This is a genomic window from Dinoroseobacter sp. S124A (assembly GCF_049801015.1).
GTDB lineage: Bacteria > Pseudomonadota > Alphaproteobacteria > Rhodobacterales > Rhodobacteraceae > Dinoroseobacter.
In genome coordinates this window covers 763,522-786,253 of record NZ_JBNAGD010000001.1, presented here as the reverse complement: position 1 = coordinate 786,253, position 22,732 = coordinate 763,522, and the positions used below count along the sequence as shown (strand labels likewise).

Here is a 22,732-nt window from a genome sequence, read left to right as displayed (position 1 = left end):
GGGGCCTTCAGAGCTCAGTTGACGGCGTCGTCATCGGACCAGTCGCGCACCGGGGTGAAGCCCGCCGCCTGCAACTTGCCCATATAGGTGTTGAGCATCTGCGTGCCCGGCTGCCCGGCCGCATCCAGGCTCGCCGCCCATTCGGCCGCGATATTCGGCATGGCATTGGCCCAGGCGGCGCGCTGCTCCGGGTCCATCTCGACGATGGTGCCCCCTGCGGCGACATAGGCGTCGCGGCTGGCTTGCGCGCGGTCCATGGCGATGCCTGCCACATGGTCGCGATAGGCCACGGCGACCTCCTGCAGGACCTCCTTCACCTCATCCGGGAGCTTCTCCCAGTAATCCTTGTTCACGGTGATCGTCTTGGAGTTCACCGCGCCCAGATCGGCCTTGAGCATATAGGGTGCCACCTCGGCGATCTTGAAGGTCGCGGCGGCCTCGGGCCAGAGCATCGCGCTGTCGGCCAGACCGGTCTGCACCATGTTGTAAAAATCGGTCAGACCGCCCCGCACGCCGGCGGCATTCTCGATCCCCTCCAGATAGCGAAGGTTCATGCCCGCACCGGCGACCTTGGTCCCTTCGAGATCCGACAACGCATTCACCGGCTCGCGCGAGAAGACCTGATAAGTGTCGAGCACCACGCCCGTGGCCAGATAGACCTGGTTCTGCGCATCGAACTCGGCCTGCATGGCCGGGTATTCCTTGGCGATCTCATCCACCGCCTTGGCCACGGCCCGCGCATCGGAGGACACGAAGGGCGTGACCGCCGCGAGCCCCTGGCTCGGCAGTTTCGAGCTGTGGAAGATGGTGGTGACGATGCCGATATCGCCCAGGCCCAGCTTCACCCCTTCGAGCACGCCCTTCGGCTTGACGATGGTGCCGCCATAGCTCTCCATCCAGTCCATCTCGTAATTGCCGGACATGGCGAGGCGCTTGTCGACCTCGGGGATGAAGAAGTTGGTGAACTCCTTCACCCAGAGCGCACGGGCCGGGTAGCCGTCGATCACGCTCACGCGGATCTTTTCCTGTGCCATGGTCGGAAGCGCGGTGGCCCCGATCAGAAGTGCCGCCAACGTGGCGCGGCGTGTCAGTTTGCTGAACATGGTATCCTCCCTTGATGGCCCTTTGGTCAGGCCTTCCTCCAAATCGTTGTCAGTTCGGTCCCCGCCCCGGCAAACAGCTTGGCGAGGGGACAGAATTTCTCGACCTCGCGGGCGACGGTCTGCAATTCTTGATCCGTTGCAGTGCCATCGCTGAGGACGGTCTGGGTGATGGCCTCGAAAGGCACATCGATTTCTTCGGCGAGCGTCACGCCCCGCCGGTCAAAGCGGCAGGTGACGCTGATGGCCAGATGGCCGATATCCACCCCGAGCCGCGTCGCGCATTTATGCCCAATCACATTGGTACAGCCGATCAGCGCGCCAAGGGCCGTGTCCGTGGGGGTGGGCCCTGCATTGGTCCCGCCCCGCTCGGTCGGCTCGTCGATCGCAAAGGCCAGATCGCGGATGGTGACATCCGCCCGTGAGTGGCTGGGGCACTGCGCTTCGGCCTTGAGCGTGACCGTGGGTTTCGGACGCAGCGCCATCGCTCAGATGATCTCGCAGATATCGTCAAAGCCAAAGCGCGGCAGTTTCTGGAACAGGGCGGTTTCATCCGCATAGCCGATATTGCACAGGAAGTTGGACTTCCAACCGTTCTCGGCAAAGAACTCTTCATCCACAATGGCATTCGAGAAGCCCGACATCGCCCCCACGTCCAGCCCCATGGCTCGGGCCGCGATCATGAAATACGCGCCCTGTAGGGTGGAGTTGCGATAGGCCGTGTCATGGGCATAGCCCGGCTTGCCGTCAAAGAGCGGCTTGCGATCTTCATGAGGGAACAGAAAGTCGAGCTTGCGCCAGTAATCCGGGTCCCAGGCGATGATCGCCGTGACCGGAGCCGCGCGCATCTTCTCGACATTCTTGGGCTTGAGCGACTTGGCCAGCCGGGTCTTAGCCGCATCGGTCGTCACGAAAATGAACCGCGCCGGGCAGGTGTTCATGCTGGTCGGGCCGTTGATCGTGATCTCGTAAAGCGTGCGCAGCATCTCTTCGCTGACCGGCTTGTCGGTCCAGGCGTAATGCGAGCGCGCGTCGCGTAGAATCAGGTCGATCGCGTCATCATCGAGCCGTGGTTTGCGCGCGCGCAGGGACCGCACGGCCTCCTGCGCCTGCGCTCGCAGCGCGTCGAGGGATTGATCGCCCTCCCCCATCATTCGGCCGCCGTCTTCTGGGACAGATCCGCCTCGTCGAGGATCGGGCTGGCGCAGATGCCGATGCCTTCGATCTCGATCTCGACGGTCTCGCCCGGGCGCAGCCAGCGCGGGTTGGGCTTCTTGGCGTGGCCCACACCGGGCGGGGTGCCGAGGGCGATGTGATCGCCGGGCATCAGGGTCGTGTAGCCCGAGATGATCGAAATCGCCTTGGCCGCCCCCCAGAGCATGTTGGAGGTGTTCGAGGATTGCAGGATCTCGTCGCCCACACGGCTCTCGATCTTGAGCCCCGTGGCGCCTTCGGGGAGCTCGTCGGGCGTGACGACGACAGGACCGATCGCGCCGGTCGCGTCGAAATTTTTGCCCGGCGTCCATTGATGGGTCTTGCGCTGATAATCCCGCACCGAACCGTCATTGAAGACCGTGTAGCCAAAGACATGCGACAGGGCGTCGGCCTCGGAGATGTGACGCCCTTCCTTGCCGATCACCACCATCAGCTCGGCCTCGTAGTCAAGCTGCTCCGAACAGCTGGGCCGCACCATGGGCGCGCCTGCGGCCATGATCGACTTGCGTCCCCGCATGAAGAGCGCCGGATAGTCCGGGATGTCGTAGCCGCCCTCCTTGATATGCTCGACGTAGTTCAGGCCAAGGCAGATGATCGTCGGCGGTGCCGTGACGGGCAGTGCCGGCACGATGTCGGACACCGGCACCGAGGTCCCGGCCGCGGCGAGGGCTGCCTCGGCCGCCGCGCGAATATCCGCGTCCTCGATCAAGGCGGACAGGTCCGTCCCGATGCCCGGCACAGCCGCACTCAGATTGATCGCCTGATCGCCGCTGACGGCAAATACGCTTTGTGCGCCTTCAACGCGCCCAACTAGAAATCGCATCCGAGCCTCCCTCTTGCTTGCGGGCATTTTTGGCGATAAAAAAACCCCAAGTCAAATAAAATCGATATTTTTAAATCACGGAAAGAGGGAGGGGTCTGATGCCGCCATGGGAGAGCTACAAGGCTGAGGCCAAGGCACGGGGCGCGCTCGCGCTGGAGTTGTACGTGGCCCAATCCACACCCAGCGGTGCCCCCGAGGCGGTGAAGGCCGCCCTGCCCGACCATCTGGCCTACCAGGCCGAGCTGGAGGCGCGCGGCGCGCTCGCCTTTGCCGGACCGATGTCGGATGAAACCGGGGCATTGATGGAAGGGATCGGCATGATCGTCTATCGTGTCGCATCCTTTGAAGACGCGCAGGCCCTGGCCGAGGCCGATCCCATGCATAAATGCGGCGCGCGCAGCTACGTGCTGCGCAAATGGCTGATCAATGAAGGGTCGCTGACCCTGTCTGTGGGCCTGTCGGGCAAGACCGTCTCGCTCAGCTAGGGCGGAGCATGGCAGCGCCCGCCAAGGCGGTCGCTGCGTGTCGGCGTCAGTGCCTGCTCTCTCTACTCCGGCCCCGGCCGGGGCGACGCGGGTCCGCTCTGTCCGGGGACCGGACAGAGCCACGGATCGCGGGTGCCCTGGCTCAGGTGCGTGCGGCTTCGAAGGCCGCCCAGACCTCTTCCAGCTTGGCGATGTCAAACCCCGGCGCACGGGCGGGCCCCAGGACAATCGCCTCGCTCGCCATCACGGTCCGGATCGCGGCCTTGAGCGTGTCGAACACCTCGGTCGGGATGACCAGCGCCCCGTGGCGATCCGCATGGATCAACTCGCCTTGGGCCACGCGCAGGCCATGCACCGTCACCGGGGTCCCGATCTCGGTCACATGCACGAAGGCATGGCTGACCCCGATGCTGCCGGCGAGCACGGGAAACCCCTCATCCATAACATCAAGATCGCGCATCACTCCATTGGTCACCGCCCCGGCGAGCCCGAGCCCCTTATGGACCGCCACATGAACCTCGCCCCACCAGCCGGCCACGCAATCGGGCGCATCCACATCCTCGATCACCGCGACACTGGGCGACGGCCCCGCAGCCATGGAGCGGAAGTACTCCATCCGCCGCGCCCGAATAACCTCGGGCGGCTCGGTTGGCGGTGCCAGTCCCGAGATCCTGGCCGTGCGCGCAAACCCGACAATCGCCGGATCCCCGGGACGCGAATGCTGCATCGTGCCGCGGGTATAGCGGTCGAACCCGCGCTGGCCCTGGGCGACCTCGATCGCGTTGCAGACGGTCGGCGTGTCCACGGCGCGCAACAGCGCCAGAAGGGACGGATCGATCATACGTTCAGCCATTGGGCAAGCTCCCTGGTTACGGCCTCTGGGGTCTCCAGCGTCGGCAGATGCCCAGCCTCCGGGATCTGCGCCAGCCGCGCGCCGGGGATCAGATCCCGCATCAACTCGTGGCGCGCGGGCGGGCACATCCGGTCCTCGGCCCCGCAGAGCACGAGCGTCGGCACTTGCACGCGGCCAAGGCTCTCTTGCTGGTCGGGCCGGGTCTGCACCGCATGTGACTGCGCGGCAAAGACCTGCGGGCCGAGATCCTCGGCCATGGATTGGCACAGATCGAGGATTGGATCCGTCGGATCATCGGAGGCGATGTAATAGGGCATCACCTCCTCGCGCATCACCTGCAGGAGCCCACCATCCAGCACGCGCGCGACCTGCGCCGCGCGATCGGGCGCCTTGCCGGGCGGATCCGCCTTGGGGTTCGTGTCGAGCAGTGCGAGCCGCGTGACCCGCTCGGGGGCCTGCCGGATCACCTCCATCGCGACGATCCCGCCCATGGAGAGCCCGGCCAGCGCAAACCGCGGTGGCGCGATCTTCAGCACCGACGCCGCAAGCGCCGCCATGCTGTCAGCCCCGATCAGGGGGGCTACGAGAATGGGCCGCGCATGGGACAGATCCGCGATCTGCGGCGCAAAGAGCCGCGCATCGCACATCATCCCCGGCAAAAAGACGAGAGGCTCTCTCATCCGGCCAGCGGCAGGGTCTTGCCCGCCGGATCACTGGTGCGGCGCACGCGGTAGAGGCTGACCTCGCCCGTCATGGCCGGGGACAGCGTATGGGACAGTCCGGCCGGGATCAGACAGGTGTCGCCCGGGTTGAGCACGGTCTCTCCACCGGCCCAGCCGAGCCGCCAATGCCCGCGCACGGGCATCAGAACCTCGGGCATGTCGCTGGCGTGCTCATCCGATGTGGCAGAGCCCCGGGTCAGGAACTCGACCTCGAAACCGGGCCGGTCCCGGATCACTGCCTCGGCACCAATCACGCTCACCGGCGCCCTGTCCGCGAGCGCCATCAGATCCCAGTAGCGGGCCACGTAATGGGGCACCACATCCGCCGTGCTGGGCTCGCCGCGCTTGGCGAGCTCGTCGGCGGGCATAAGCGGCATTGGCGTGACCCCCTCGGGCAGACGCTCGCCCTTGGCGCTGTCATAGAGCTTGCCATTGTCGCCCAGAACCAGCCCGTGGGAGCCGGCATCCTCGACGACCTGCGGGGCCCAATGCACGCCGCCTCCCGCATCATCGCCACCGAGCACGGCCATGATCATTCCGTAATCGAGCCCGATATTCTCGAACCCGCGAAAGATCCCCGTGGGGATGTTGAAGATATCCCCCTCCTCCAGCACGACCTCACCCGCATCGCCATGTCGCCCCCAGAAGAACCGCCAGCGGCCCTTGAGAACGAAGAAGACCTCGGCGGTGTTGTGGTCATGCAGCGAGTTGCGGCATTTCGGCGGCTGACCCGCAGCCCCGATATTGAAGCCGATCGCGTCGCGCAGATGGACATGCTGGTCCGGGCTTTCCGACACGCCGCCGCCAATGATGGTGAAGTTTTCCTTCTGGTCGGACCCCGGCGTATGGGCGTCGATAAAGGCGGTCTTGCAGGGCACAAGCTCGCCATAGCGCACGATGCGGGGCTCCAGATCGGGCGATGTCATGGGGGGGTCTCCTTAGGTCTGACCGTGGGACGGGTCTGGGGTTGGGGTCGGGACTGTGTCGGGGCTCTGGTCCGAAGGCGGATCTGTCCGGGGCCAGCTTTCGGGAATGCGGGCCGAGCCGCGCAGGATCAGCGGGCTCTCGATCTCGAGCCGCCCCATAGGGGTCACGCCATCCTCGATCATGCCGAGCAGCATGGTGACGGTTTCGTCGGCCATACGTCGCGCGGGCTGGCGCAGGGTGGTGAGGTCATAGGTCGGCCAGGCGGCCATGGCGACATCGTCATAGCCCACCACCGAGACATCCTCGGGGACCGCGCGGCCCAACTCGGTCCGCAGGGTTTCGAGCACGGCAAAGGCCATATGGTCATTGCCCACGAAAATCGCGTCGGGCGGGTCGGGCCGCGCAAAGAGGCTCCGCGTTGCCTCCGCCGCCACCTCGCGGCGGAAATGACTGTCGATAGTGGCCACGGGCGCCTGCCCAGCCTCGGCCAGGGCCGCCACGAAGCCCGCCTGCCGGTCCCGCCCGTTCAGTGATTTGCGCCAGCCTGCCACATGGGCGATGCGCCTGTGCCCGCCGGCCACGAGGAACTGCCCGGCCAGATAGCCGCCCGCGTAATTCGCCGCCGTCACCGATGGCAGGGTGCGATCCTCCTGCCCGCGGTTGAACAGCACGAAGGGCATGTTCAGGTCGCGCAACCGCTCGGTCAGAGAGTTCGACATGCTGACCGAGGCGAGGATGATGCCGTCCACCTGATGGGCCATCAGGTTCTCGACCACGCCGTCCACCTCCTCCTCGAGGTTCTGGGCGAAGATCACCATCATGTGGTAGCCGCGTGCGCTGAAGCGTTCCGACAGGATCTGCAGCGCTTCGGGGTAGAAGGGATTGGTGAGATAGGCGAGCACGATCCCGATCGTGTAGCTGCGCCCGGTATTGAGCGAGCGCGCGAGCGTATTGGGCCGGTAGCCCAGCTCGCGGGCGGCCTCCTGCACGCGCTGGATCTTGTCGGGCGAGACGCGGGAGCCGGGCGTGAAGACACGGCTGACCGTGGGCTGGCTTACGCCCGCCCGCCGTGCCACATCCGCCGCCGTGATCCGCGCCTCGGGCATGGGGCCTACTCCGCCGCTTCCCCGTAGGGCACGTTGCGCCCGCCATAGCGGCGGACCCGGACGTTGCACTGCTCGGCATGGCCGACAAAGCCCTCGAGCATGCAGAGCCGCGAGCCATAGGCGCCGATCTCGGCCGCTGCCGCGTCGCTGGTGATCTTCTGGTAGGAATGGGTCTTGAGAAACTTGCCAACCCAGAGCCCGCCCGTATACCGTCCGGCCTTCTTGGTGGGCAGGGTGTGGTTCGTACCGATCACCTTGTCGCCATTGGCCACATTGGTGCGCGGCCCGAGGAAGAGCGCGCCATAGGAATGCATCTCGGCCAGGAACCAGTCATCCCGGTCGGTCATCACCTGCACATGCTCATAGGCCATGTCATTGGCGACCTGCAGCATCTCGTCATAACTCTCGCAGAGGATCACATCGCCATAATCACGCCAGCTTGTGGCGGCGGTCTCGGCGGTGGGCAGGATCGCGAGGATCCGGTCGATCTCGGTCAGGGTGTCCTCGGCGAGCTTGCGCGAATTGGTGATCAGGCAGGCGGGTGAGTTATAACCATGCTCGGCCTGTCCCAGCAGATCCGTGGCGCACATCTCGGCATCCACGGTGTCATCGGCAATGACCATGGTCTCGGTCGGCCCGGCAAAGAGGTCGATCCCCACCCGGCCGTAAAGCTGCCGCTTGGCCTCGGCGACAAAGGCGTTGCCCGGGCCCACCAGCATATGCACCGGCTCGATGGTTTCGGTCCCGATGGCCATGGCGCCCACGGCCTGGATTCCGCCGAGCACATAGATCTCATGGGCACCGCCCAGATGCATCGCCGCGACAATCGCCGGATGGGGCGCGCCATCCACCGGCGGGGCCGAGGCCACGATCCGCGGCACGCCCGCCACCGCAGCCGTCAGCACGGACATATGGGCCGAGGCAACCATGGGAAACTTGCCGCCCGGCACATAGCAGCCCACGGATTGCACCGGGATGTTGCGATGCCCGAGGATGACCCCGGGCCGGGTCTCGACCTCGATATCCGTCATCGAGGCCCGCTGCGCCTCAGCAAAGGCGCGGATCTGGTCCTGCGCGAAACGGATATCCTCCATATCCCGGGTTGAGACCTTTTGCATGGCGGCCTCGATCTCGGAGGTGTTCAAGCGAAAACGTTCGGGCGCATAGCCGTCGAATTTCTGGCTGAGATCACGAATGGCCGCGTCACCGCGGGTCTGAATATCGGCCAGCGTCGTCTCGACGACCTTGCGGACCTTGGCGTCGTCTTCGGCACGCTCCGCCTCGGGCTTGGAGCGCTTGAGATACTCGATGGTCATGGGTCTAAGTCCTGATCCGGTTTCCGGTTTCGGGGTCAAAAAGATAGAGGTGGTCGGGGTTCAGCGAGATGCTGACCATGTCGTCCTGCTCCTTGCGCAGGTGCCGGTCGCCCTTGGCGATAACCCGTTGCTGGCCCCATTGCACGGTCAGAAGCGTCGCCTCGCCCGTATTCTCGAAGGCGTAGATGCGCACATCGATCTCGCCCTGCCCTTCCTCGGCCACGGCCATGTCATCGGCCCGCACCCCGAGGATCACGCTGGCGCGGTCGGCGGCGGGCACCGCAACGAGGCGCGTGCCGCCCGTGGTGACGAACATGCCGTCCGAGATCGAGCCGTTGATCAGGTTCATCGCGGGCGAGCCGATGAACCCCGCCACAAAGATATTCGCCGGATCGTTATAGATCTCGTCCGGGGTGCCGAGCTGCTGGATCACGCCATGTTTCATCACCGCCACCCGGTCCGCCAGCGTCATCGCCTCGATCTGGTCATGGGTGACATAGACCGTCGTGATCTTGAGCTCGCGGCTCAGATGCTTGAGCTCGGCACGCATGGTCACGCGCAGCTTGGCGTCGAGATTCGACAGCGGCTCATCCATCAAAAAGACCTTGGGCGTGCGCACGATGGCCCGCGCGAGCGCCACGCGCTGCCTTTGGCCGCCCGAGAGCGCCTTGGGCTTGCGGTCGAGAAACTCGGTCAGCTCCACCTGCTCGGCGGCGCGGCGGACCTTGGGACCGATCTCGTCCTTCGGGGTGCCGCGGACCTTGAGCGGATAGGCGATATTGTCGTGGATCGTCATATGCGGGTAGAGGCCGTAATTCTGGAACACCATGGCCACGTCGCGATCCTTGGGCAGGTCGTCATTGACCATCCGGTCGCCGATCCAGATCTCGCCATCGGTCGGATCCTCAAGCCCCGCGATCATCCGCATGGTCGTGGTCTTGCCGCAGCCCGAGGGCCCCAGCAACACGAGGAACTCCTTGTCGGCCACGGTCAGGGACTGGTTGTCGACCCCGATGAAGTCGCCCCAGCGCTTGGTCAAATCCTTGAGAACCACCTCAGCCATCAGCGTACCGCTCCCATGGTCATGCCTTGTACGAAATACTTCCGGATCAGCAGCGCCAGCACGAACATCGGCAGCATGATGATGATCCCGGCGGCACTCAGGAGGTTCCACAAATCCCCCTCCTCCGCCTTGAAGAGCGCGAGCCCGATGGGCAGCGTCACCGCATCCTTGTTGGTCAGGATCAGCGCAAACAGGAACTCGTTCCACGCGATGATGAAGCAGAAGATCCCCGCTGTCAGAAGCCCCGGCGCCGCCATGGGCAGCACGATATTGCGCATCACCTGCACCCGGGACGAGCCATCGACCATGGCGGCCTCTTCGGTGTCCATGGGGATCCCGTCGATGAAGCCTTTGATCATCCAGATCGCGAAGGGCATCACGATGGCGAGGTTCACAAGGATCAGCCCGACCCGCGTGTCCAGCAACCCCACATCCCGGAACATCACGAAAAACGGCAGGATGATCACCACCGCCGGAACGAATTGCGTGGCCAGAATGATCACCAGCATGGTGGTCTCGCCCCGCAGGCTGAACCGGCTGAACGAATAGGCCGCCATGGTCGCAATCGGGATCGCGAACAGGACCGTGACAAAAGCCACAAGCGTCGAGTTCACCAGCTTCTCGCCCAGATCATAGGGCGGCTCGAAGACTGTGGCGAAATTCTCCAGCGTAGGCGTGAAGAACAGCTTGAGTTGGAACACGTCGAGATGGGTTTTGAACGCGGCCAGAAAGATCCAGAGGATCGGGACCAGCATCACGAAGGTCGCCATCAGGATTAGGATGATCTGAATGCCGTTGACGATCTGTTTTCTTTGTTTCCCGGTCATCGCGCTCACCGCTTCTGGAACACGTATTTGGCATAGGCATAGGTGAGGAAGATCATCGGGATCACCATCAACCAGGCGACCGAGGCGGCGTAGCCGATCTGCCCGTATTTCATGCCGTTGAAATAGATGTAATGGGACAGGGTCTGGGTCGCCGTGCCCGGCCCGCCATTGGTCAGCATGAAGATCTGGTCGAAGGTCTTGAGGCTGAAGATCGATTTCAGGATCACAACCACGGCGAGCACCGGCGCAAGCTGCGGCAGGGTCACGTCGCGAAACACCCGCCAGCCCGAGGCGCCGTCCACCTGCGCGGCCTCGATCGTATCCTGCGGCACGCTGGCCAGACCGCCGATCAGAACCAGCGTCAGGAACGGGATCCAGCCCCAGACATCGGCCATCACGCAGACCGCAAAGGCCAGCACCGGATCGGCCAGCCAGGAGACATCCGCCAGTGGCGGGATCATCACCCCGAAAAACGCATCGAACAGGCCAAATTCCGGGTTGAACATGAACCGGAACGACACCCCGATCAGCGCGGGCGACATGGCAAAGGGCAGGATCAGCAGGGTCTGTACCCCCGAGCGCAACCGCCCTCCCGGCGCGAGCAACATCGCGAGCCCGAGCGCAAGGACCGTGGTCAGCGCCACGGTCAGCACCGTGTAGATCGCCGTGACCTGCACCGAGTTCCAGAAGGCAGGCTCTTCGAGGAAGGCCCAGCTGTAATTCTCCCAGCCCAGATATTGCTCCAGCGAGCCCGGGCGGTTCAGGCGGCCCACGGTGAAGGACAGCCGAAAGCTCTCGAGCAGCGGCCAGATCGCCGTGGCGAACACCACGAGGATGGCCGGCAGAACGAGCAGGTATTTGAGTGTGTTATCTCGCATCAGTCAGATCCGGAGCCCTCGGGCAGCAGGGTCACATGAGGTCAGGATTGGGGCGCGGCACGCAGCGCGCCCCGATCCATGTTGCGCGTTACTTGATGCGGCCTGCGCGGCGCAGCACCTTGTCGGACCGCTCCGCCGCGGCGGTCATCAGCTCGGCGACATCGCCGCCCGCCGCCGCTTCGGCAATCGCGGCAGAGAGGATATCGCCCACTTCCGGCCATTCCGGGATTTGCGGCATGATGTCAGACTGCTTCAGGCTTTCCCAGGCCGCCGCCTGAATCCCGTCATTCGCGGCATTCACATCCGGGTCCTGCAACGAGGCGATATGGGTCACCACGTTGTTGACGATCGACTTGCCGCCCACCTCACGCTCGGTGGCGTTGGCCTTGTCCATCTCCGGGTTCGACAGCCATTTGAGGAACTCCCAGGCCGCGCCTTGATTCTCGGAATATTGCGAGATCGAGAAGGGCATGGAGATCGCGTAGGTCTTGGTTTGCCCCTGATAGGAGGGCATGCCGACAAACCCCACCTGATCCTTGGTGAGGGTCGAGCTGTCTGGGTTGTAAAAGCCCGAATAGGCCCACCACCAGACCGGGATCATCGCGGAATTGCCCTGCATGAAGGACTGGCGCGCATCCTGCTCGACAAAGGCCAGCGAGTTCGGGTTGGTCACCTCGTGCTCGGTATGGAGCGCGATGTAATCCTTCGTCGCCTGGATCCCGGCTTCGGACGCCCAGGCCGCCGTGCCATCCTCGTTGAAGATGTCGGCCCCGGCCGCCCAGAGGAAGTTGATCCAGATGAACAGGTTCTGACGGTTGCCGTCATTGTTGTAATAGAGCGCAAGCGGCGCGATCTCCGGGTTGCTCTCTTTCAGCTCCTTGCCGATGCGCACCACGTCCTCCCAGCTCTCGGGCGGCTCGGGGATCAGGTCCTTGCGATAGAACATCAACTGCGGATGGGCCCGCAGCGGGAAGCCCAGGGTCTGGCCCTCGAACTGGGCCGAACGGGCAAAGGCCGCCGGGTAGCGGTCCATCGAGATTCCGTCCCGCGCCATCATCTCGTCAATCGCCATCAGCCAATGGGCGTTGGGCGGGCCCCAGCTATCGAGGTAGTTGACCACGTCGAAGGTGCCGTTGGCGGCGATCCCCTCGGCATTGATCTTCTCCTGCAGCGAGCCGAAGGGGATGAAAGTCCACTCGGTTTCGATGCCCGTCAGCTCGGTGAATTCGCCATCCCGCAGGCGCAGCCCGTCGAATTGCGGGGTCACAACGCTGAGGATGTTCAGCTTGGTGCCGTCAAAGGGTTTCCCCTCCAGCAGGTTATAGGGCATGTCCTCTGCCGCAGCGGTTAGCGGGGCCAGCATCAGGCTCGCCGCAGCGACCCCGGCTTTCAGGAAAGTCCGTTTGCGCATGTACTCCTCCCAGGTCAATGGCAACGTGTGGCGTCACCCTAGGCGAGGCTGAATGCGTATTCAAGGATTATCGTGAATGCGTATTCTCGATCTGTTGACGGCGCATGAAAAAGGCCGGGCGCTGGTGGCGACCCGGCCTCGTTCCGTGCCATGGCAGGCTTGGGGCCCTGCCCCGGCTTACGCCTTGGTGCGCTCGGATTTCGGGTCGTACATGGGCGCGAGGCTGGCCTGCGCCGCGTAACGCCGCCCGGCGATCTCGATCTCGTACCGCGCCGCTTTCATCTCGGCCGCAGGCTCGCGCTCATAGGCGCAGGGCACATAGCCCAGCCCCATCGCCCCGCCCAGGGCATGGCCGTAGCCGCCCGAGGTCAGGAAGCCGACGATCTTGCCATCCCGCACCAGCGGTTCGTTATGGTGCAGATGGGCGCTGGGATCCTCCAGCTTGAACTGCATGAGGCGCCGTTCGAGCCCGGTCTCGCGCTTGCGGAGCACGGCCTCGCGCCCAAGGAAGTCCTCCTTGCCGGGCAGGTCGGTCTTGACGGCAAAGCCGAGCCCGGCCTCCAGCACGTGATCCTCATCGGTGATGTCGTGCCCATAATGGCGGAACGCCTTTTCGAGCCGCAGGGTGTCCATCGCATGAAGCCCGCAGAGCTTCAGCCCGTGATCGGCCCCGGCCTCCACGAGGGTTTCCCAGACATGGGCGGCCATATCGGTGGAGATGTAGATTTCCCAGCCGAGCTCGCCCACATAGGTCACCCGGTGCGCCCTTGCGATCCCCATGCCGATCTCGATCTCGCGCGCCATGCCGAACGGGTGGTGCGCGTTCGAGAAGTCATTGGGCGAGCAGGCCATGAGCACATCGCGGGCCTTCGGCCCCATAAGCGGCAGAACCGCCTCGGAGGTGGTGACATCGGTGATGACCACGAATTGGTCGCCCACATGGCGGCGCAGCCAGGCCAGATCGCGCTGCACGGTGGCGGCAGGCACCACGAGGAAATAGGCCGTCTCGGACAGGCGCGTCACGGTCAGATCGCACTCGATCCCGCCGCGCTGGTTGAGCATCTGGGTATAGACGATCTTGCCCTCAGGCACGTCCATCTGCGCGCCGCACATCTTCTGCAGGAAAGCGCAGGCATCGCGCCCCTCCACCCGGATCTTGCCGAAGGAGGACATGTCGAGCATGCCCACCCCCTCGCGGATCGCCATATGCTCGGCTGCGCGGTTCTCGAACCAGTTCTGACCGGCCCAGTCGTATTTGTAGTCGCGCTCCTGCCCCTCATTGGCGAACCAGTTCGCGCGCTCCCAACCGGCGGTCTCGCCGAAGACAGCGCCTTTGGCCTTGAGGTGTTCGTGCAGGGGCGAGCGCCGGATGCCGCGCGCGGTCACCGGCTGGCGGAACGGGTAATGGTCGGCAAAGAGCCAGCCGAGGCTTTCCGAGACCCGCTCCTGCAGGTAGTGGCGATTGCCCTGGAAGGGCTGGGTCCGGCGAATATCCACATCCCAGAGATCAAAGGGCGGCTCGCCATCATTCATCCACTGGGCCAGCGCCATGCCTGCGCCCCCGGACGACACGATCCCGATGGAGTTATACCCCGCCGCGACCCAGTACCCGCCCAGCTCCGGTGCCTCGCCGAGATAGTAGCGATCATCGGGGGTGAAGCTCTCGGGCCCGTTGAAGAAGGTATGGATCCCCGCCTCGGCCAGCATCGGAAGGCGGTTCACCGCCGCCTCGAGGATCGGCTCGAAATGGTCGAAATCCTCGGGCAACTGGTCAAAACAGAAATCCTCGGAGATCCCGTTCATCCCCCAGGGCTTGGCCTTGGGCTCGAACGCGCCGAGCAGGATCTTGCCCGCGTCTTCCTTGTAATAGGCGCATTCATCCGGCACGCGCAGCACCGGCTGCGGCTTGAGCCCGTCAATGCCCTCGGTGACGATGTAGAAATGCTCGCAGGCATGGAGCGGCACGTTCACCCCGGACATCTTGCCGAGCTCGCGCGCCCACATGCCCGCACAGTTCACCACCATATCAGCGGCGATATGGCCCTGCTCTTCGCCCTGCTGCCAGCTGACGCCCGTGACGCGGCCGCCCGCCTTGGTAACTTCGGTGACCTTGACGCCCTCGACGATCTTGGCACCGCGGTTCCGCGCGCCCTTGGCCAGCGACAGGGCCACGTTGCTCGGGTCGGACTGGCCATCATGGGGCAGATACACGCCCGCGGTCACGCCATCGATGTTCAGATGCGGATACCGCTGGAGCACTTCGGTCGGGGACAGCTCCTCGACCTCGACCCCAAAGACCCGCGCCAGACCGGCCTGCCGCAGGATCTCTTCCTTGCGGTGCTCGGTCAGTGCCACGGTGATCGAGCCCGTTTCGCGAAAGCCGGTGGACACGCCGGTCTCGGCCTCGAGCTGGCCATAGAGCTCGGTGGAGTATTTCGCCAGACGGGTCAGGTTCTGGCTCGGACGCAGCTGACCGATCAGGCCCGCGGCATGCCATGTGGTGCCACAGGTCAGCTGCTTGCGCTCCAGCAGGACGATATCCGTCCAGCCAAGCTTGGCGAGGTGGTAGGCGACCGAACACCCGGAGACACCCCCACCGATAATGACGACGCGCGCGGACGTAGGTAATTGGGTCATGACAGCAGCGATCCTGTTTTCAGAAGCCCCGCCGCGCAGGCTGGGGTCTTGGGCCGATGGAAAGTCCGGAAGCGGGAGATCGCCCCGGCGCGCGCCGCCCTGCCCTGAGGCTGGGCCGGGGCTGGCGCAGCGCCGGGCGGTCTGGCTGTCAGATGCGGTGCTCTGTGCACGGGGCGATCTCCCAATCGGTGTGCCGGGTCCTGCACTGCGCTCTGCGGTGCAAATGCCCGTTGCTTGCGCATTCGTTGCCACAGACCGAAATGAAATTTCAAATCATTTTTTCACATCGGCGTGGAAAATTCTGGATTCCTTCACTGCGCCTGCGCTAGAGACCCTCTACAGCCCAAATTTCATCCAGACACGGAACCGGTCCTCAGCATGACACCGCATATCGGAGAAGACATCCGCGCCCTGCGGAAATCCCGGAACTGGACCCTTCAGGCGCTGTGCAATTCGGTCGGGCGCTCCGTCGGCTGGCTCAGCCAGGTGGAACGCGGACAGACCGCCCCGTCGATTCAGGATCTCTCGGCACTGGCAGCAGAGTTTGAGGTTCCGATCAGCTTCTTCTTCCGCTCGGCCTCGCAATCCGAGGAAGAGCGCGGCCTGATCGTGCGGGGCGACATGGCCGAGCCCATCGGGTCCGAGGAAAGCGGGCTGCGCGAACGGCTGCTCTCGCCGAACCTGAATGGCAATTTCGAGATGATCCACTCGACCTTCTCGGCCCATTCCGCCTGCGAAACCCTGATCAGCACCAAGGGCCGCGAGGATGGCGGCGTGGTGATCGACGGTCAGCTCGATCTGCAACTGGGGGGCACGTGGTTCACCCTCGCGACGGGTGACAGCTTTCAGTTCTCCGATGACGCCTATCTCTGGCGCAACCCCTATGACGCCCCGGCCACGGTGATCTGGATCGTCTCGCCGCCGGTCTACTGAGCCGCATCTTGCGCCGCAAAGGGGCGCAGGATCTCGGTGATCCGGGCCACCTGCGCGGCCACGAGATCCGCGTCATCCCGCGCCTCGACGTTCAACCGCAACAGCGCCTCAGTATTGGACCGGCGCAGATTGGCGCGCCACTCTGCAAAGCTCAGGCTCAGCCCGTCGGTCTGGTCGATCCCGACCGCGTCCGGGCCGAGCCGCGCCAGCACCTCTGCCACCGCCCTATCCGCATCGGCGACGCGAAAATTGATCTCGCCCGACGACGGGTGCCGCGCGCGCATCTCGGCGCAGCTCTGTTGCAGGCTCTGACCCGAGGCCGAGATCTGCGCCAGCATCAAAAGCCAGGGGATCATGCCGCTGTCGCAATACATGAAGTCGCGGAAATAGTGATGCGCCGACAGCTCCCCGCCATAGACCGCCCCCTGCGCGCGCATCAACGCCTTCATCAGGGCATGACCGGTCTGCCCCATCACGGGCACTCCCCCGGCGGTCCGCACGACGCGCTGGGTGTTCCACGCCACCCGTGCATCATGGACGATCCGCGCCCGGGGCGTCCGGGCCAGCATGGCCTGGGCAAGCACGGCCACGACATACTCCCCGGGGACAAAGGCCCCGGTGTGGTCAAAGAAGAAGCACCGGTCGAAATCTCCGTCCCAGGCCACGCCCAGATCCGCCCCGGCGGCGCGGGTCGGTGCCCCGGTCAGCGGCTGGTTCTCCGGCAGCATCGGGTTCGGGATCCCCGCCGGAAAGGCCGGATCGGGCGCGTGATGGCCGCGCGTCACCCGCAAGGGCGCGCCCTGCGCCTCCAGCCCCGCCACCACCGCGTCCAAGGTCGGGCCCGCCGCCCCATGCCCGCCATTGGCAAAAAGGTGCAGCGGCGCAAGCGTCGCCGGCTCGACAAAGGACAGAACCCGGGCGACATAGGCCGCGCGGCAGTCCACGGCCCGGTAGGACCCGGGCGCGCTCGCAGCCCGGCCCGTCCCCTCGGCAAGCCTGGCCTCGATGGCGCGGAACTGCGCCTCGGGCAGCGGGGCGGCACCGGCCCCGACCAGCTTGAACCCGTTATCGCCAATCGGATTATGGGACGCCGTGACTATGATCCCGCCCTGGGCCCGGTAGTGATCCGTGGCGAAGTAGACCTCTTCCGTGCCGCAAAGCCCGAGATCGAGAACCCCGCAGCCCGCACTTTGCAGACCCCGGGCCAGCGCCTCGGACAAGGCGGGCGAAGAGGCGCGCACGTCGCGTCCGATCACGACCTGCGCCGCCGACAGCTCCGCCGCCGCGGCCCGGCCCAGCCCATAGGCAAACGCCTCGGTCAGATCCTCTCCGACCTGCCCCCGAATATCATACGCCTTGAAACACTTCAGTCGGCCCACGCGGCACGCTCCTGCTCCAGAGCGGTCATGGTGCGCCGAGCGACAGAACCAGCGCAAGAGCCCACGCGCGCGGAAGGCTGCCCCGCAACAGGGCGGTAACAAAAAATGAAGCTGGGGGATCTGGGGGGGGATGGCGGAGAGACAGCCCGCCATCATCTCCCTGCACAGATTCTGAATCTCGATGATTACAATTAAGTATCTTCCGATTGTACCGGATTTCAGCCACTGTCGAGGAAGACTCTGTTGGTTCACTCGCAATGATGGCTTGTTAGCTGCCCGGATGGTTCCCACGGGTCAGCCCCCGATGCCGTGACAGACTCAGTTGTTAAGTCAGATTCCTTTCGACGGGAGCAAGGCCAGGGACCGCTATTCGGCTTGCCGCGTTGCATCCAGAAGGTTGTCTTCGGTCTTCTGGCCAGCCCGTTCGCGCTCTGCCGCCTCGGTGCTGGCATCCTCCTTGCGAGTGGGATCGGCCGCTTGCGGAAGCTGCGCTGGCGTTGTGGCCGGTGTGGCTTGGGCGCGCGAACCTCTGTCTGTTGTGGGCGCTGGGGTGCCCACCTCGCGCGACTCCTCGGCAAGCGCGCCGCCAAGCTGTCCGGCGCCGTCAAGGCGCACGCGGTAGATCGGCTCCGGCAGCCCGAAGCCCGCGGATTCCAGGGCGGACTTGGCCGTGCGGATCGCCTCGCCGCGCGCCTTGGCGAAGCTGACGGCATTCTGATCGACCCAGCCAGTGAAGGTGAGGATCACGTTTGAGTCGCCCACTTCGCTCACCCAGGCGCTGACCTCCGGATCGCGCAGGATGAAGGGCAGCCCCTGAAGCGCCCCGACGGCGGTTGCAAGGGCGCCCGCCTGATCTGCATCCGCATCCACCCCGAGATCGAAGCTGAACCGCCGTTGCGGATCGCGCGTGAAGTTCACGATCCGCCCCTTGAACACGGTCGCGTTGGGAATGCGGATATGGTTGCCCTCCGGCGAGATCAGGATCGTCGCCCGGGAGGTAAGCCGCGCCACAGTGCCCATATCCCCCTGAATATCCACAAAATCGTTCGGGCGAAACGGCTGGCGCAGGCTCAGCAAGATCGAGGCGATGAAGTTCTCCACCGTGTCGCGCACGGCGAAACCCAGCGCGAGCCCAACCACACCCGCCGCGCCGAGCACCGCCCCGATCAGCGCCGTGGCATTCAAAATGTCGAGCGCCAGCACCACCCCCAACAGGATGAAGCCGATCCGCGCAACGGCTCGGTAGACATCTGCGATGAAGCGGTTCGGTGCGAGCCAGGTCCAGATCGGGATGCGCGTTGTCAGCAGCCAACCGCCCGCCGCCACGACCAGAAAGGCCGTTACCGCGACGAGAAAGATCGGTGCCGATGCCAGCAGGTTCTGGCTACGCTCAATGATCCGCTCCGCGGCCGGGGCCAGCCGCTCTTCCAGCGAGCCGCTGACGGTCACCCGGTTCTCGATGGCAACAACGCCGGACACGCGATTGACCAGCGATGTCAGCTGGTCCTGCGCTGCGTTGTCGATGACATCGCCGTTCAGGCGTACGACCCCTTCGGTCACATTCACGCGCACATTTTCGAACGCGTCGATCTGCGCGAGCAGGTTGATGATCCGTGTCCGGATCTCGCCGTCGCTTGGCGCGGTTTCCCCGACCTCGATCGTGCCGCCGGTCTGTTCGGTCTCGGGCACGGCCTGGGCTGCGGCCGTATAGGCGAACGTGGCGACAAGCAGGGCGAGCAGGGCGCCAAAGACAACGCGGATCATGGGTAAACTTTCATTCTATGGGCAGCCCCGCCGTGCGGGGATAAGCTGCCACGGGGCGCCGCGGGGCGCGCAGTCGGTCTCAGGCAAGCGCGTCCGCGACCTGCTGCCCTGGGGTCATGTGATCGATCGCGGGCAGCATGGGATGCACTGGTGCATTTCGCTCGGCGGCCAGCCCTTCCAGCCAGGCGGCGACGCCCGCCGCGGCACCGGCATGGTCCAATGCGGCTTGCCGAGCGGGATCGTGGAGCTGCGTGGCGATGTCGAGTGTCTGCCGCCAGCCAGCCTCATAGCCCGGGAGTTGATGCCGCATATGCGCCGCGCCAGCCTTCGACAGGGCGCGCGCCTTTTCGATCTGCGCATCACAAAGGCTCCATTCCGGGACCACGATCCATGGCCTCCGCGCCGACAGGATCTCTGCCGAAATCACATCACCAGCATTGGAGATAACCAGATCTGCCGCAGCGATCTGCGTCTCATGCGTCACATCTCCGGACATCCGGCGCAGATTGGACGGATCGCCCGCCGCAGCCTCATCACCGGCCAGCAGCCACACACAGTCGGACACTGCCCTTGCACCTGCAATCACCGCTGCGTGCTGCATCGGCTGCGTGGTCGGGTCTGTCAGGGCAAGAATGACCGTTGCATCCTCCGGCAGGTTCAGGCGGCGCCGGGCGGCTTGCCGCTCTGGCACGCGTTGCAGACGCTCGAGACCTGCCGCGAAATGGGTCTTGCCGGTCCAGCCATGGGACCAATCCGGTTGCGCAAGGGCCTTGTGGAACGGCGCCAGCAGTCCTTCGGCCCCCGAGAACATCTCGTCATGGGCCTCATCCTGCCGCATCCCGTGCTTTAAAGCCACCACATGCGGGACGTCGCAGCGGCGGGCAAGCCGGGCGATCTCGGCGCTCTCATCGATCATCAAAAGGGCAGGATGTGCCCGGTCGAACCAGCGGGTCAGGGCATTCAAGTCGGCGCGAATGAGCGATGCCATCATCGGCCCCTGCCCCAGTGAGAACCCCGCATCGACCCCGGGCATAACGGCATGACCGACGTGCTTGCCAGTGCTGACCGAAAACGATGGAAGGGCTATCACCTCTGCGCGCCCCGCAACCTCGGCAATCAGCGTGGGGTCGGGGCAGAAGACGGTCACGGAGCGGCTCGGAGGAAGTGCGTCAATGATACGCGTGACCCGCAAGGCATGGTCGGACAGACCGTCTTGAACAAAAAAGCCGATGGGCCGCATGTCGGAGGCGCCATACTCCTCCAGTTCGAGATGAAGATCGCGCATGATTATGCTCCGCCGCTAGAACCTGAAACTGATGGGAGGTGGGGTAGTGTCGGGGACCGATGATCTCGCCGCGTTGTAACTGACCGCCCGACGGCGGCACCTAGCACGTGCGCGACGTCCGCGTGAGCGCCCCGGCGCTCGGTGCGCATTCCGTCGCTCATGATCTATCACGCATGTTGGTCAGGCTAGGCATGAAACTGGCTCCCGTGATCCACCGGATGGCACCGACCGCGCCTCCGATTGTTGTGAAAAGACAACGCCCAAGGTGCCGGGGATAGTTCCCGAGATAAGAAAATTTTTTGAAAGTTGGTCGCGGCGGCGGGCAGTCCAGCCGCCTTGCCGAGATGCGCGTCGCACGGGTCTGTGTACCGCAAGCCCGGGACGCAGGACAGGCGTGAACCGCCCTATGCGAACGCGAGTAGCGCGCTGCGACAACCAAGGGCCGCTTGGCGAACCTCCCGCGCCGTCGAAGCCCTCGCGTCCAGTCGGGGCGCGCGTCGCCAAATTTCTCAGGCCCGGATCGAGGACGGGTACAGGGCCTCGCGTCGTTCCTGCGCTTGCAATTGCTCCGACAGGTCTTCTTTCAGGAGCCTGACGTTCCGCATATTGGCCTTGAAGCTCGCATCGAAAATATCGCCGAAAATCGGAACGCCTCCCACGACAAAGTCGAGGCCGCTATTGACCCCCATACGGGCAAGTGTCGACTTCTGCGCGCCCAGCTTGTGCCCCTGATAGATGAGGTACAGCGCCGGGCCGAAGGTCACGATATCGCCGAGGCCGGGGATGAGCCCGACCACACTATCCCAGCCGAACCGCCAGCCCAGCACCGGAAGCCGGAACCGGGCATCCAGCCCATGGGCCAACCGGTCGAGGCGGGCGATCTGGTCTGCGGTAAGATCAGGCACGGCCACGCTCACCGGTTCGGGCGATGATCCAGACGGCATGCACGATGCCGGGGATGTAGCCCAGCAGTGTCAGCAGGATATTCAACCAGAAGTGCTTACCCAGTCCCACCTGCATGAACACGCCCAGAGGCGGCAAGAGCAGGGCGAGGATGATGCGGATGATGTCCATGGTAACTCCTTCGGTGATTGGTTTCGTTAAAAGCTCAACGTCCGGAACCGTTAAAACGTTCCACCGCAGCGCGCCGTGACCGGGCAGTGTTTCCACGCTTGCAAGAGGGCTGCTTTGTGGTGAGCAGAGGCCTCCTGCCCGCCCAAGCCGTTGTCTGCGTGCAAGCGATCGCGACGGGATCAGGCCGGGACGACTAGATCCAGAACACGGTGATGTCCGATCTCCGGGCTGGCGCAATCGGTCGAAAATGCCGCCTGCACCATTCTGGCACCGACCACGACCGGGTTGGCGTCGCTCGCCCAGATTGCGGCTTCGCGCGGGCTGAACTTCAGCAGCGTGACCTTCGGATCCTCGCGCCCCTGCTCAAAGCGCGCGGCCATGGCGATGGACCACAGCGCATCGATCTTCTCGTCGCTGTCATAGACGACGAGGCTGCCTGTGAGGCTCGCGTGGTAATTGCCCTTGCCGGATTGCATCGTATAGCGCGCCTGTCCGCCGTGACTGACCGCGGCCACCAGATCCGTGTCCGCCGACGTGATGAACCAGAGCGCCTGGGCCTCGGGATCCGCGAAATGGGTCATGGGTTGAGGATGCTGTCCGCTATCGGGCATCCAGAGCATACCGATGCGACATGCGTCCAGCTCGGACCAAAGCTCGGTCATGGCTTCATGGGATGTTTCATAACTCTCTGACATGGCTCAGGCCTTGTCTTTCCACGCCTGCAGCGTGTCTTCGGCTGCGGGCTTTCCCGCGCCGTACTCCGGCTCAAGCAGGGTTTGCAACTGGTTGCGGTCAGGCGTCTGGCCCGTTGCATCCTGTGTCCCGGCGTTGATGCGGTTCTTGATCTTTTGCCAATTGCCCTGGATCTGGTCCCAATTCATCATACGCTCCTCTTCGTTGCACGTGTCAGAGTGTTAACGGGTGCGGAGCGTGG

Annotated in this window: 23 protein-coding genes; 2 read left to right on the top strand and 21 right to left on the bottom strand. The window is 64.6% G+C overall.

From position 1 onward, the window contains the following. Positions 1-14 precede the first annotated feature (14 nt). From ACP15I_RS03885 to ACP15I_RS03870, 4 genes are read right to left on the bottom strand one after another with little or no spacing between them, the layout of a single operon-like run. Entirely contained in the window at positions 15-1,103 is a 1,089-nt protein-coding gene (locus ACP15I_RS03885; RefSeq protein WP_424966749.1) for a C4-dicarboxylate TRAP transporter substrate-binding protein, read from the bottom strand. A 26-nt stretch (positions 1,104-1,129) separates the two neighbouring features. Then, the gene (locus ACP15I_RS03880; protein WP_424973954.1) at positions 1,130-1,585 is read right to left on the bottom strand and encodes an OsmC family protein; all 456 of its coding nucleotides are present in this window, start codon (positions 1,583-1,585) and stop codon (positions 1,130-1,132) included. A 3-nt stretch (positions 1,586-1,588) separates the two neighbouring features. Continuing rightward, on the bottom strand, positions 1,589-2,254 hold the full coding sequence (locus tag ACP15I_RS03875; RefSeq protein WP_424973953.1) for a malonic semialdehyde reductase: 666 nt from the start codon (positions 2,252-2,254) through the stop codon (positions 1,589-1,591). After that, entirely contained in the window at positions 2,251-3,138 is an 888-nt protein-coding gene (locus tag ACP15I_RS03870; protein WP_424973952.1) for a fumarylacetoacetate hydrolase family protein, read from the bottom strand. Before ACP15I_RS03870 ends, ACP15I_RS03875 begins: the two co-directional genes overlap by 4 nt. 98 nt (positions 3,139-3,236) lie before the next feature. On the opposite strand from ACP15I_RS03870, the gene ACP15I_RS03865 reads away from it, so the two are divergent. Further along, positions 3,237-3,623, top strand: a complete 387-nt coding sequence (locus tag ACP15I_RS03865; RefSeq protein WP_424973951.1) for a YciI family protein — start codon at positions 3,237-3,239, stop codon at positions 3,621-3,623. Positions 3,624-3,765: 142 nt separating this feature from the next. On the opposite strand, the gene ACP15I_RS03860 is transcribed toward ACP15I_RS03865, so the two are convergent. The 10 genes from ACP15I_RS03860 to ACP15I_RS03815 all read right to left on the bottom strand — a co-directional run bounded on the left by ACP15I_RS03860 (position 3,766) and on the right by ACP15I_RS03815 (position 15,363). Beyond that, positions 3,766-4,476 carry an RraA family protein gene (locus ACP15I_RS03860; RefSeq protein WP_424973950.1) on the bottom strand — a complete coding sequence of 237 codons (711 nt, stop codon included), beginning with the start codon at positions 4,474-4,476 and terminating at the stop codon, positions 3,766-3,768. Then, positions 4,461-5,156, bottom strand: coding sequence for an alpha/beta fold hydrolase (locus ACP15I_RS03855; RefSeq protein WP_424973949.1), 696 nt, complete (start codon positions 5,154-5,156; stop codon positions 4,461-4,463). The genes ACP15I_RS03860 and ACP15I_RS03855 overlap by 16 nt, the downstream gene beginning before the upstream one ends. After that, entirely contained in the window at positions 5,153-6,124 is a 972-nt protein-coding gene (locus tag ACP15I_RS03850; RefSeq protein ID WP_424966757.1) for a cupin, read from the bottom strand. The genes ACP15I_RS03855 and ACP15I_RS03850 overlap by 4 nt, the downstream gene beginning before the upstream one ends. A gap of 12 nt (positions 6,125-6,136) precedes the next feature. Further along, a complete protein-coding gene (locus ACP15I_RS03845; RefSeq protein ID WP_424973948.1) occupies positions 6,137-7,231 on the bottom strand; it encodes a LacI family DNA-binding transcriptional regulator in 1,095 nt (364 codons plus the stop codon). Between the two features lie 5 nt (positions 7,232-7,236). Further along, entirely contained in the window at positions 7,237-8,547 is a 1,311-nt protein-coding gene (hisD, locus tag ACP15I_RS03840; protein WP_424966759.1) for a histidinol dehydrogenase, read from the bottom strand. 4 nt (positions 8,548-8,551) lie between these two features. After that, positions 8,552-9,610 (bottom strand): ABC transporter ATP-binding protein, encoded by a 1,059-nt coding sequence (locus tag ACP15I_RS03835; RefSeq protein ID WP_424966760.1) that lies wholly within the window; start codon positions 9,608-9,610, stop codon positions 8,552-8,554. Continuing rightward, positions 9,610-10,437: a carbohydrate ABC transporter permease gene (locus ACP15I_RS03830; protein WP_424966761.1), complete on the bottom strand. Its 828-nt coding sequence runs from the start codon at positions 10,435-10,437 to the stop codon at positions 9,610-9,612. Before ACP15I_RS03830 ends, ACP15I_RS03835 begins: the two co-directional genes overlap by 1 nt. A gap of 5 nt (positions 10,438-10,442) precedes the next feature. After that, positions 10,443-11,315, bottom strand: coding sequence for a carbohydrate ABC transporter permease (locus tag ACP15I_RS03825; protein WP_424973947.1), 873 nt, complete (start codon positions 11,313-11,315; stop codon positions 10,443-10,445). Between the two features lie 88 nt (positions 11,316-11,403). Continuing rightward, complete coding sequence (locus tag ACP15I_RS03820; protein ID WP_424973946.1) at positions 11,404-12,726, bottom strand: ABC transporter substrate-binding protein; 1,323 nt, start codon at positions 12,724-12,726, stop codon at positions 11,404-11,406. A 177-nt stretch (positions 12,727-12,903) separates the two neighbouring features. Continuing rightward, positions 12,904-15,363 (bottom strand): GcvT family protein, encoded by a 2,460-nt coding sequence (locus ACP15I_RS03815; protein ID WP_424973945.1) that lies wholly within the window; start codon positions 15,361-15,363, stop codon positions 12,904-12,906. Positions 15,364-15,741: 378 nt separating this feature from the next. Here ACP15I_RS03815 and ACP15I_RS03810 point away from each other — a divergent pair, with 378 nt between their 5' ends. After that, positions 15,742-16,296 carry a helix-turn-helix domain-containing protein gene (locus ACP15I_RS03810; protein ID WP_424973944.1) on the top strand — a complete coding sequence of 185 codons (555 nt, stop codon included), beginning with the start codon at positions 15,742-15,744 and terminating at the stop codon, positions 16,294-16,296. Here ACP15I_RS03810 and ACP15I_RS03805 read toward each other — a convergent pair. The 7 genes from ACP15I_RS03805 to ACP15I_RS03775 form a co-directional block, all read right to left on the bottom strand. Then, on the bottom strand, positions 16,290-17,675 hold the full coding sequence (locus ACP15I_RS03805) for a phosphomannomutase (protein ID WP_424973943.1): 1,386 nt from the start codon (positions 17,673-17,675) through the stop codon (positions 16,290-16,292). The two genes, ACP15I_RS03810 and ACP15I_RS03805, sit on opposite strands and share 7 nt — an antisense overlap. Before the next feature lie 366 nt (positions 17,676-18,041). Then, positions 18,042-19,439: a mechanosensitive ion channel domain-containing protein gene (locus ACP15I_RS03800; protein WP_424973941.1), complete on the bottom strand. Its 1,398-nt coding sequence runs from the start codon at positions 19,437-19,439 to the stop codon at positions 18,042-18,044. 79 nt (positions 19,440-19,518) lie between these two features. Then, positions 19,519-20,724 (bottom strand): glycosyltransferase, encoded by a 1,206-nt coding sequence (locus ACP15I_RS03795; protein WP_424973940.1) that lies wholly within the window; start codon positions 20,722-20,724, stop codon positions 19,519-19,521. Between the two features lie 509 nt (positions 20,725-21,233). Then, positions 21,234-21,629 (bottom strand): DUF4112 domain-containing protein, encoded by a 396-nt coding sequence (locus ACP15I_RS03790; RefSeq protein WP_424973939.1) that lies wholly within the window; start codon positions 21,627-21,629, stop codon positions 21,234-21,236. Then, positions 21,622-21,798 carry a YqaE/Pmp3 family membrane protein gene (locus tag ACP15I_RS03785; protein ID WP_424966770.1) on the bottom strand — a complete coding sequence of 59 codons (177 nt, stop codon included), beginning with the start codon at positions 21,796-21,798 and terminating at the stop codon, positions 21,622-21,624. The genes ACP15I_RS03790 and ACP15I_RS03785 overlap by 8 nt, the downstream gene beginning before the upstream one ends. A 179-nt stretch (positions 21,799-21,977) precedes the next feature. Continuing rightward, complete coding sequence (locus ACP15I_RS03780; protein WP_424966771.1) at positions 21,978-22,493, bottom strand: pyridoxamine 5'-phosphate oxidase family protein; 516 nt, start codon at positions 22,491-22,493, stop codon at positions 21,978-21,980. A gap of 3 nt (positions 22,494-22,496) precedes the next feature. Continuing rightward, complete coding sequence (locus tag ACP15I_RS03775; protein WP_424973938.1) at positions 22,497-22,679, bottom strand: hypothetical protein; 183 nt, start codon at positions 22,677-22,679, stop codon at positions 22,497-22,499. Positions 22,680-22,732: the final 53 nt, after the last annotated feature.

Bases quoted from the DNA above. Each gene is read 5' to 3' on its own strand.
- ACP15I_RS03885 (WP_424966749.1), bottom strand. From the start codon at position 1,103: ATGTTCAGCAAACTGACACGCCGCGCCACGTTGGCGGCACTTCTGATC.
- ACP15I_RS03880 (WP_424973954.1), bottom strand. From the start codon at position 1,585: ATGGCGCTGCGTCCGAAACCCACGGTCACGCTCAAGGCCGAAGCGCAG.
- ACP15I_RS03875 (WP_424973953.1), bottom strand. From the start codon at position 2,254: ATGATGGGGGAGGGCGATCAATCCCTCGACGCGCTGCGAGCGCAGGCG.
- ACP15I_RS03870 (WP_424973952.1), bottom strand. From the start codon at position 3,138: ATGCGATTTCTAGTTGGGCGCGTTGAAGGCGCACAAAGCGTATTTGCC.
- ACP15I_RS03865 (WP_424973951.1), top strand. From the start codon at position 3,237: ATGCCGCCATGGGAGAGCTACAAGGCTGAGGCCAAGGCACGGGGCGCG.
- ACP15I_RS03860 (WP_424973950.1), bottom strand. From the start codon at position 4,476: ATGGCTGAACGTATGATCGATCCGTCCCTTCTGGCGCTGTTGCGCGCC.
- ACP15I_RS03855 (WP_424973949.1), bottom strand. From the start codon at position 5,156: ATGAGAGAGCCTCTCGTCTTTTTGCCGGGGATGATGTGCGATGCGCGG.
- ACP15I_RS03850 (WP_424966757.1), bottom strand. From the start codon at position 6,124: ATGACATCGCCCGATCTGGAGCCCCGCATCGTGCGCTATGGCGAGCTT.
- ACP15I_RS03845 (WP_424973948.1), bottom strand. From the start codon at position 7,231: ATGCCCGAGGCGCGGATCACGGCGGCGGATGTGGCACGGCGGGCGGGC.
- hisD (WP_424966759.1), bottom strand. From the start codon at position 8,547: ATGACCATCGAGTATCTCAAGCGCTCCAAGCCCGAGGCGGAGCGTGCC.
- ACP15I_RS03835 (WP_424966760.1), bottom strand. From the start codon at position 9,610: ATGGCTGAGGTGGTTCTCAAGGATTTGACCAAGCGCTGGGGCGACTTC.
- ACP15I_RS03830 (WP_424966761.1), bottom strand. From the start codon at position 10,437: ATGACCGGGAAACAAAGAAAACAGATCGTCAACGGCATTCAGATCATC.
- ACP15I_RS03825 (WP_424973947.1), bottom strand. From the start codon at position 11,315: ATGCGAGATAACACACTCAAATACCTGCTCGTTCTGCCGGCCATCCTC.
- ACP15I_RS03820 (WP_424973946.1), bottom strand. From the start codon at position 12,726: ATGCGCAAACGGACTTTCCTGAAAGCCGGGGTCGCTGCGGCGAGCCTG.
- ACP15I_RS03815 (WP_424973945.1), bottom strand. From the start codon at position 15,363: ATGACCCAATTACCTACGTCCGCGCGCGTCGTCATTATCGGTGGGGGT.
- ACP15I_RS03810 (WP_424973944.1), top strand. From the start codon at position 15,742: ATGACACCGCATATCGGAGAAGACATCCGCGCCCTGCGGAAATCCCGG.
- ACP15I_RS03800 (WP_424973941.1), bottom strand. From the start codon at position 19,439: ATGATCCGCGTTGTCTTTGGCGCCCTGCTCGCCCTGCTTGTCGCCACG.
- ACP15I_RS03795 (WP_424973940.1), bottom strand. From the start codon at position 20,724: ATGCGCGATCTTCATCTCGAACTGGAGGAGTATGGCGCCTCCGACATG.
- ACP15I_RS03785 (WP_424966770.1), bottom strand. From the start codon at position 21,798: ATGGACATCATCCGCATCATCCTCGCCCTGCTCTTGCCGCCTCTGGGC.
- ACP15I_RS03780 (WP_424966771.1), bottom strand. From the start codon at position 22,493: ATGTCAGAGAGTTATGAAACATCCCATGAAGCCATGACCGAGCTTTGG.
- ACP15I_RS03775 (WP_424973938.1), bottom strand. From the start codon at position 22,679: ATGAATTGGGACCAGATCCAGGGCAATTGGCAAAAGATCAAGAACCGC.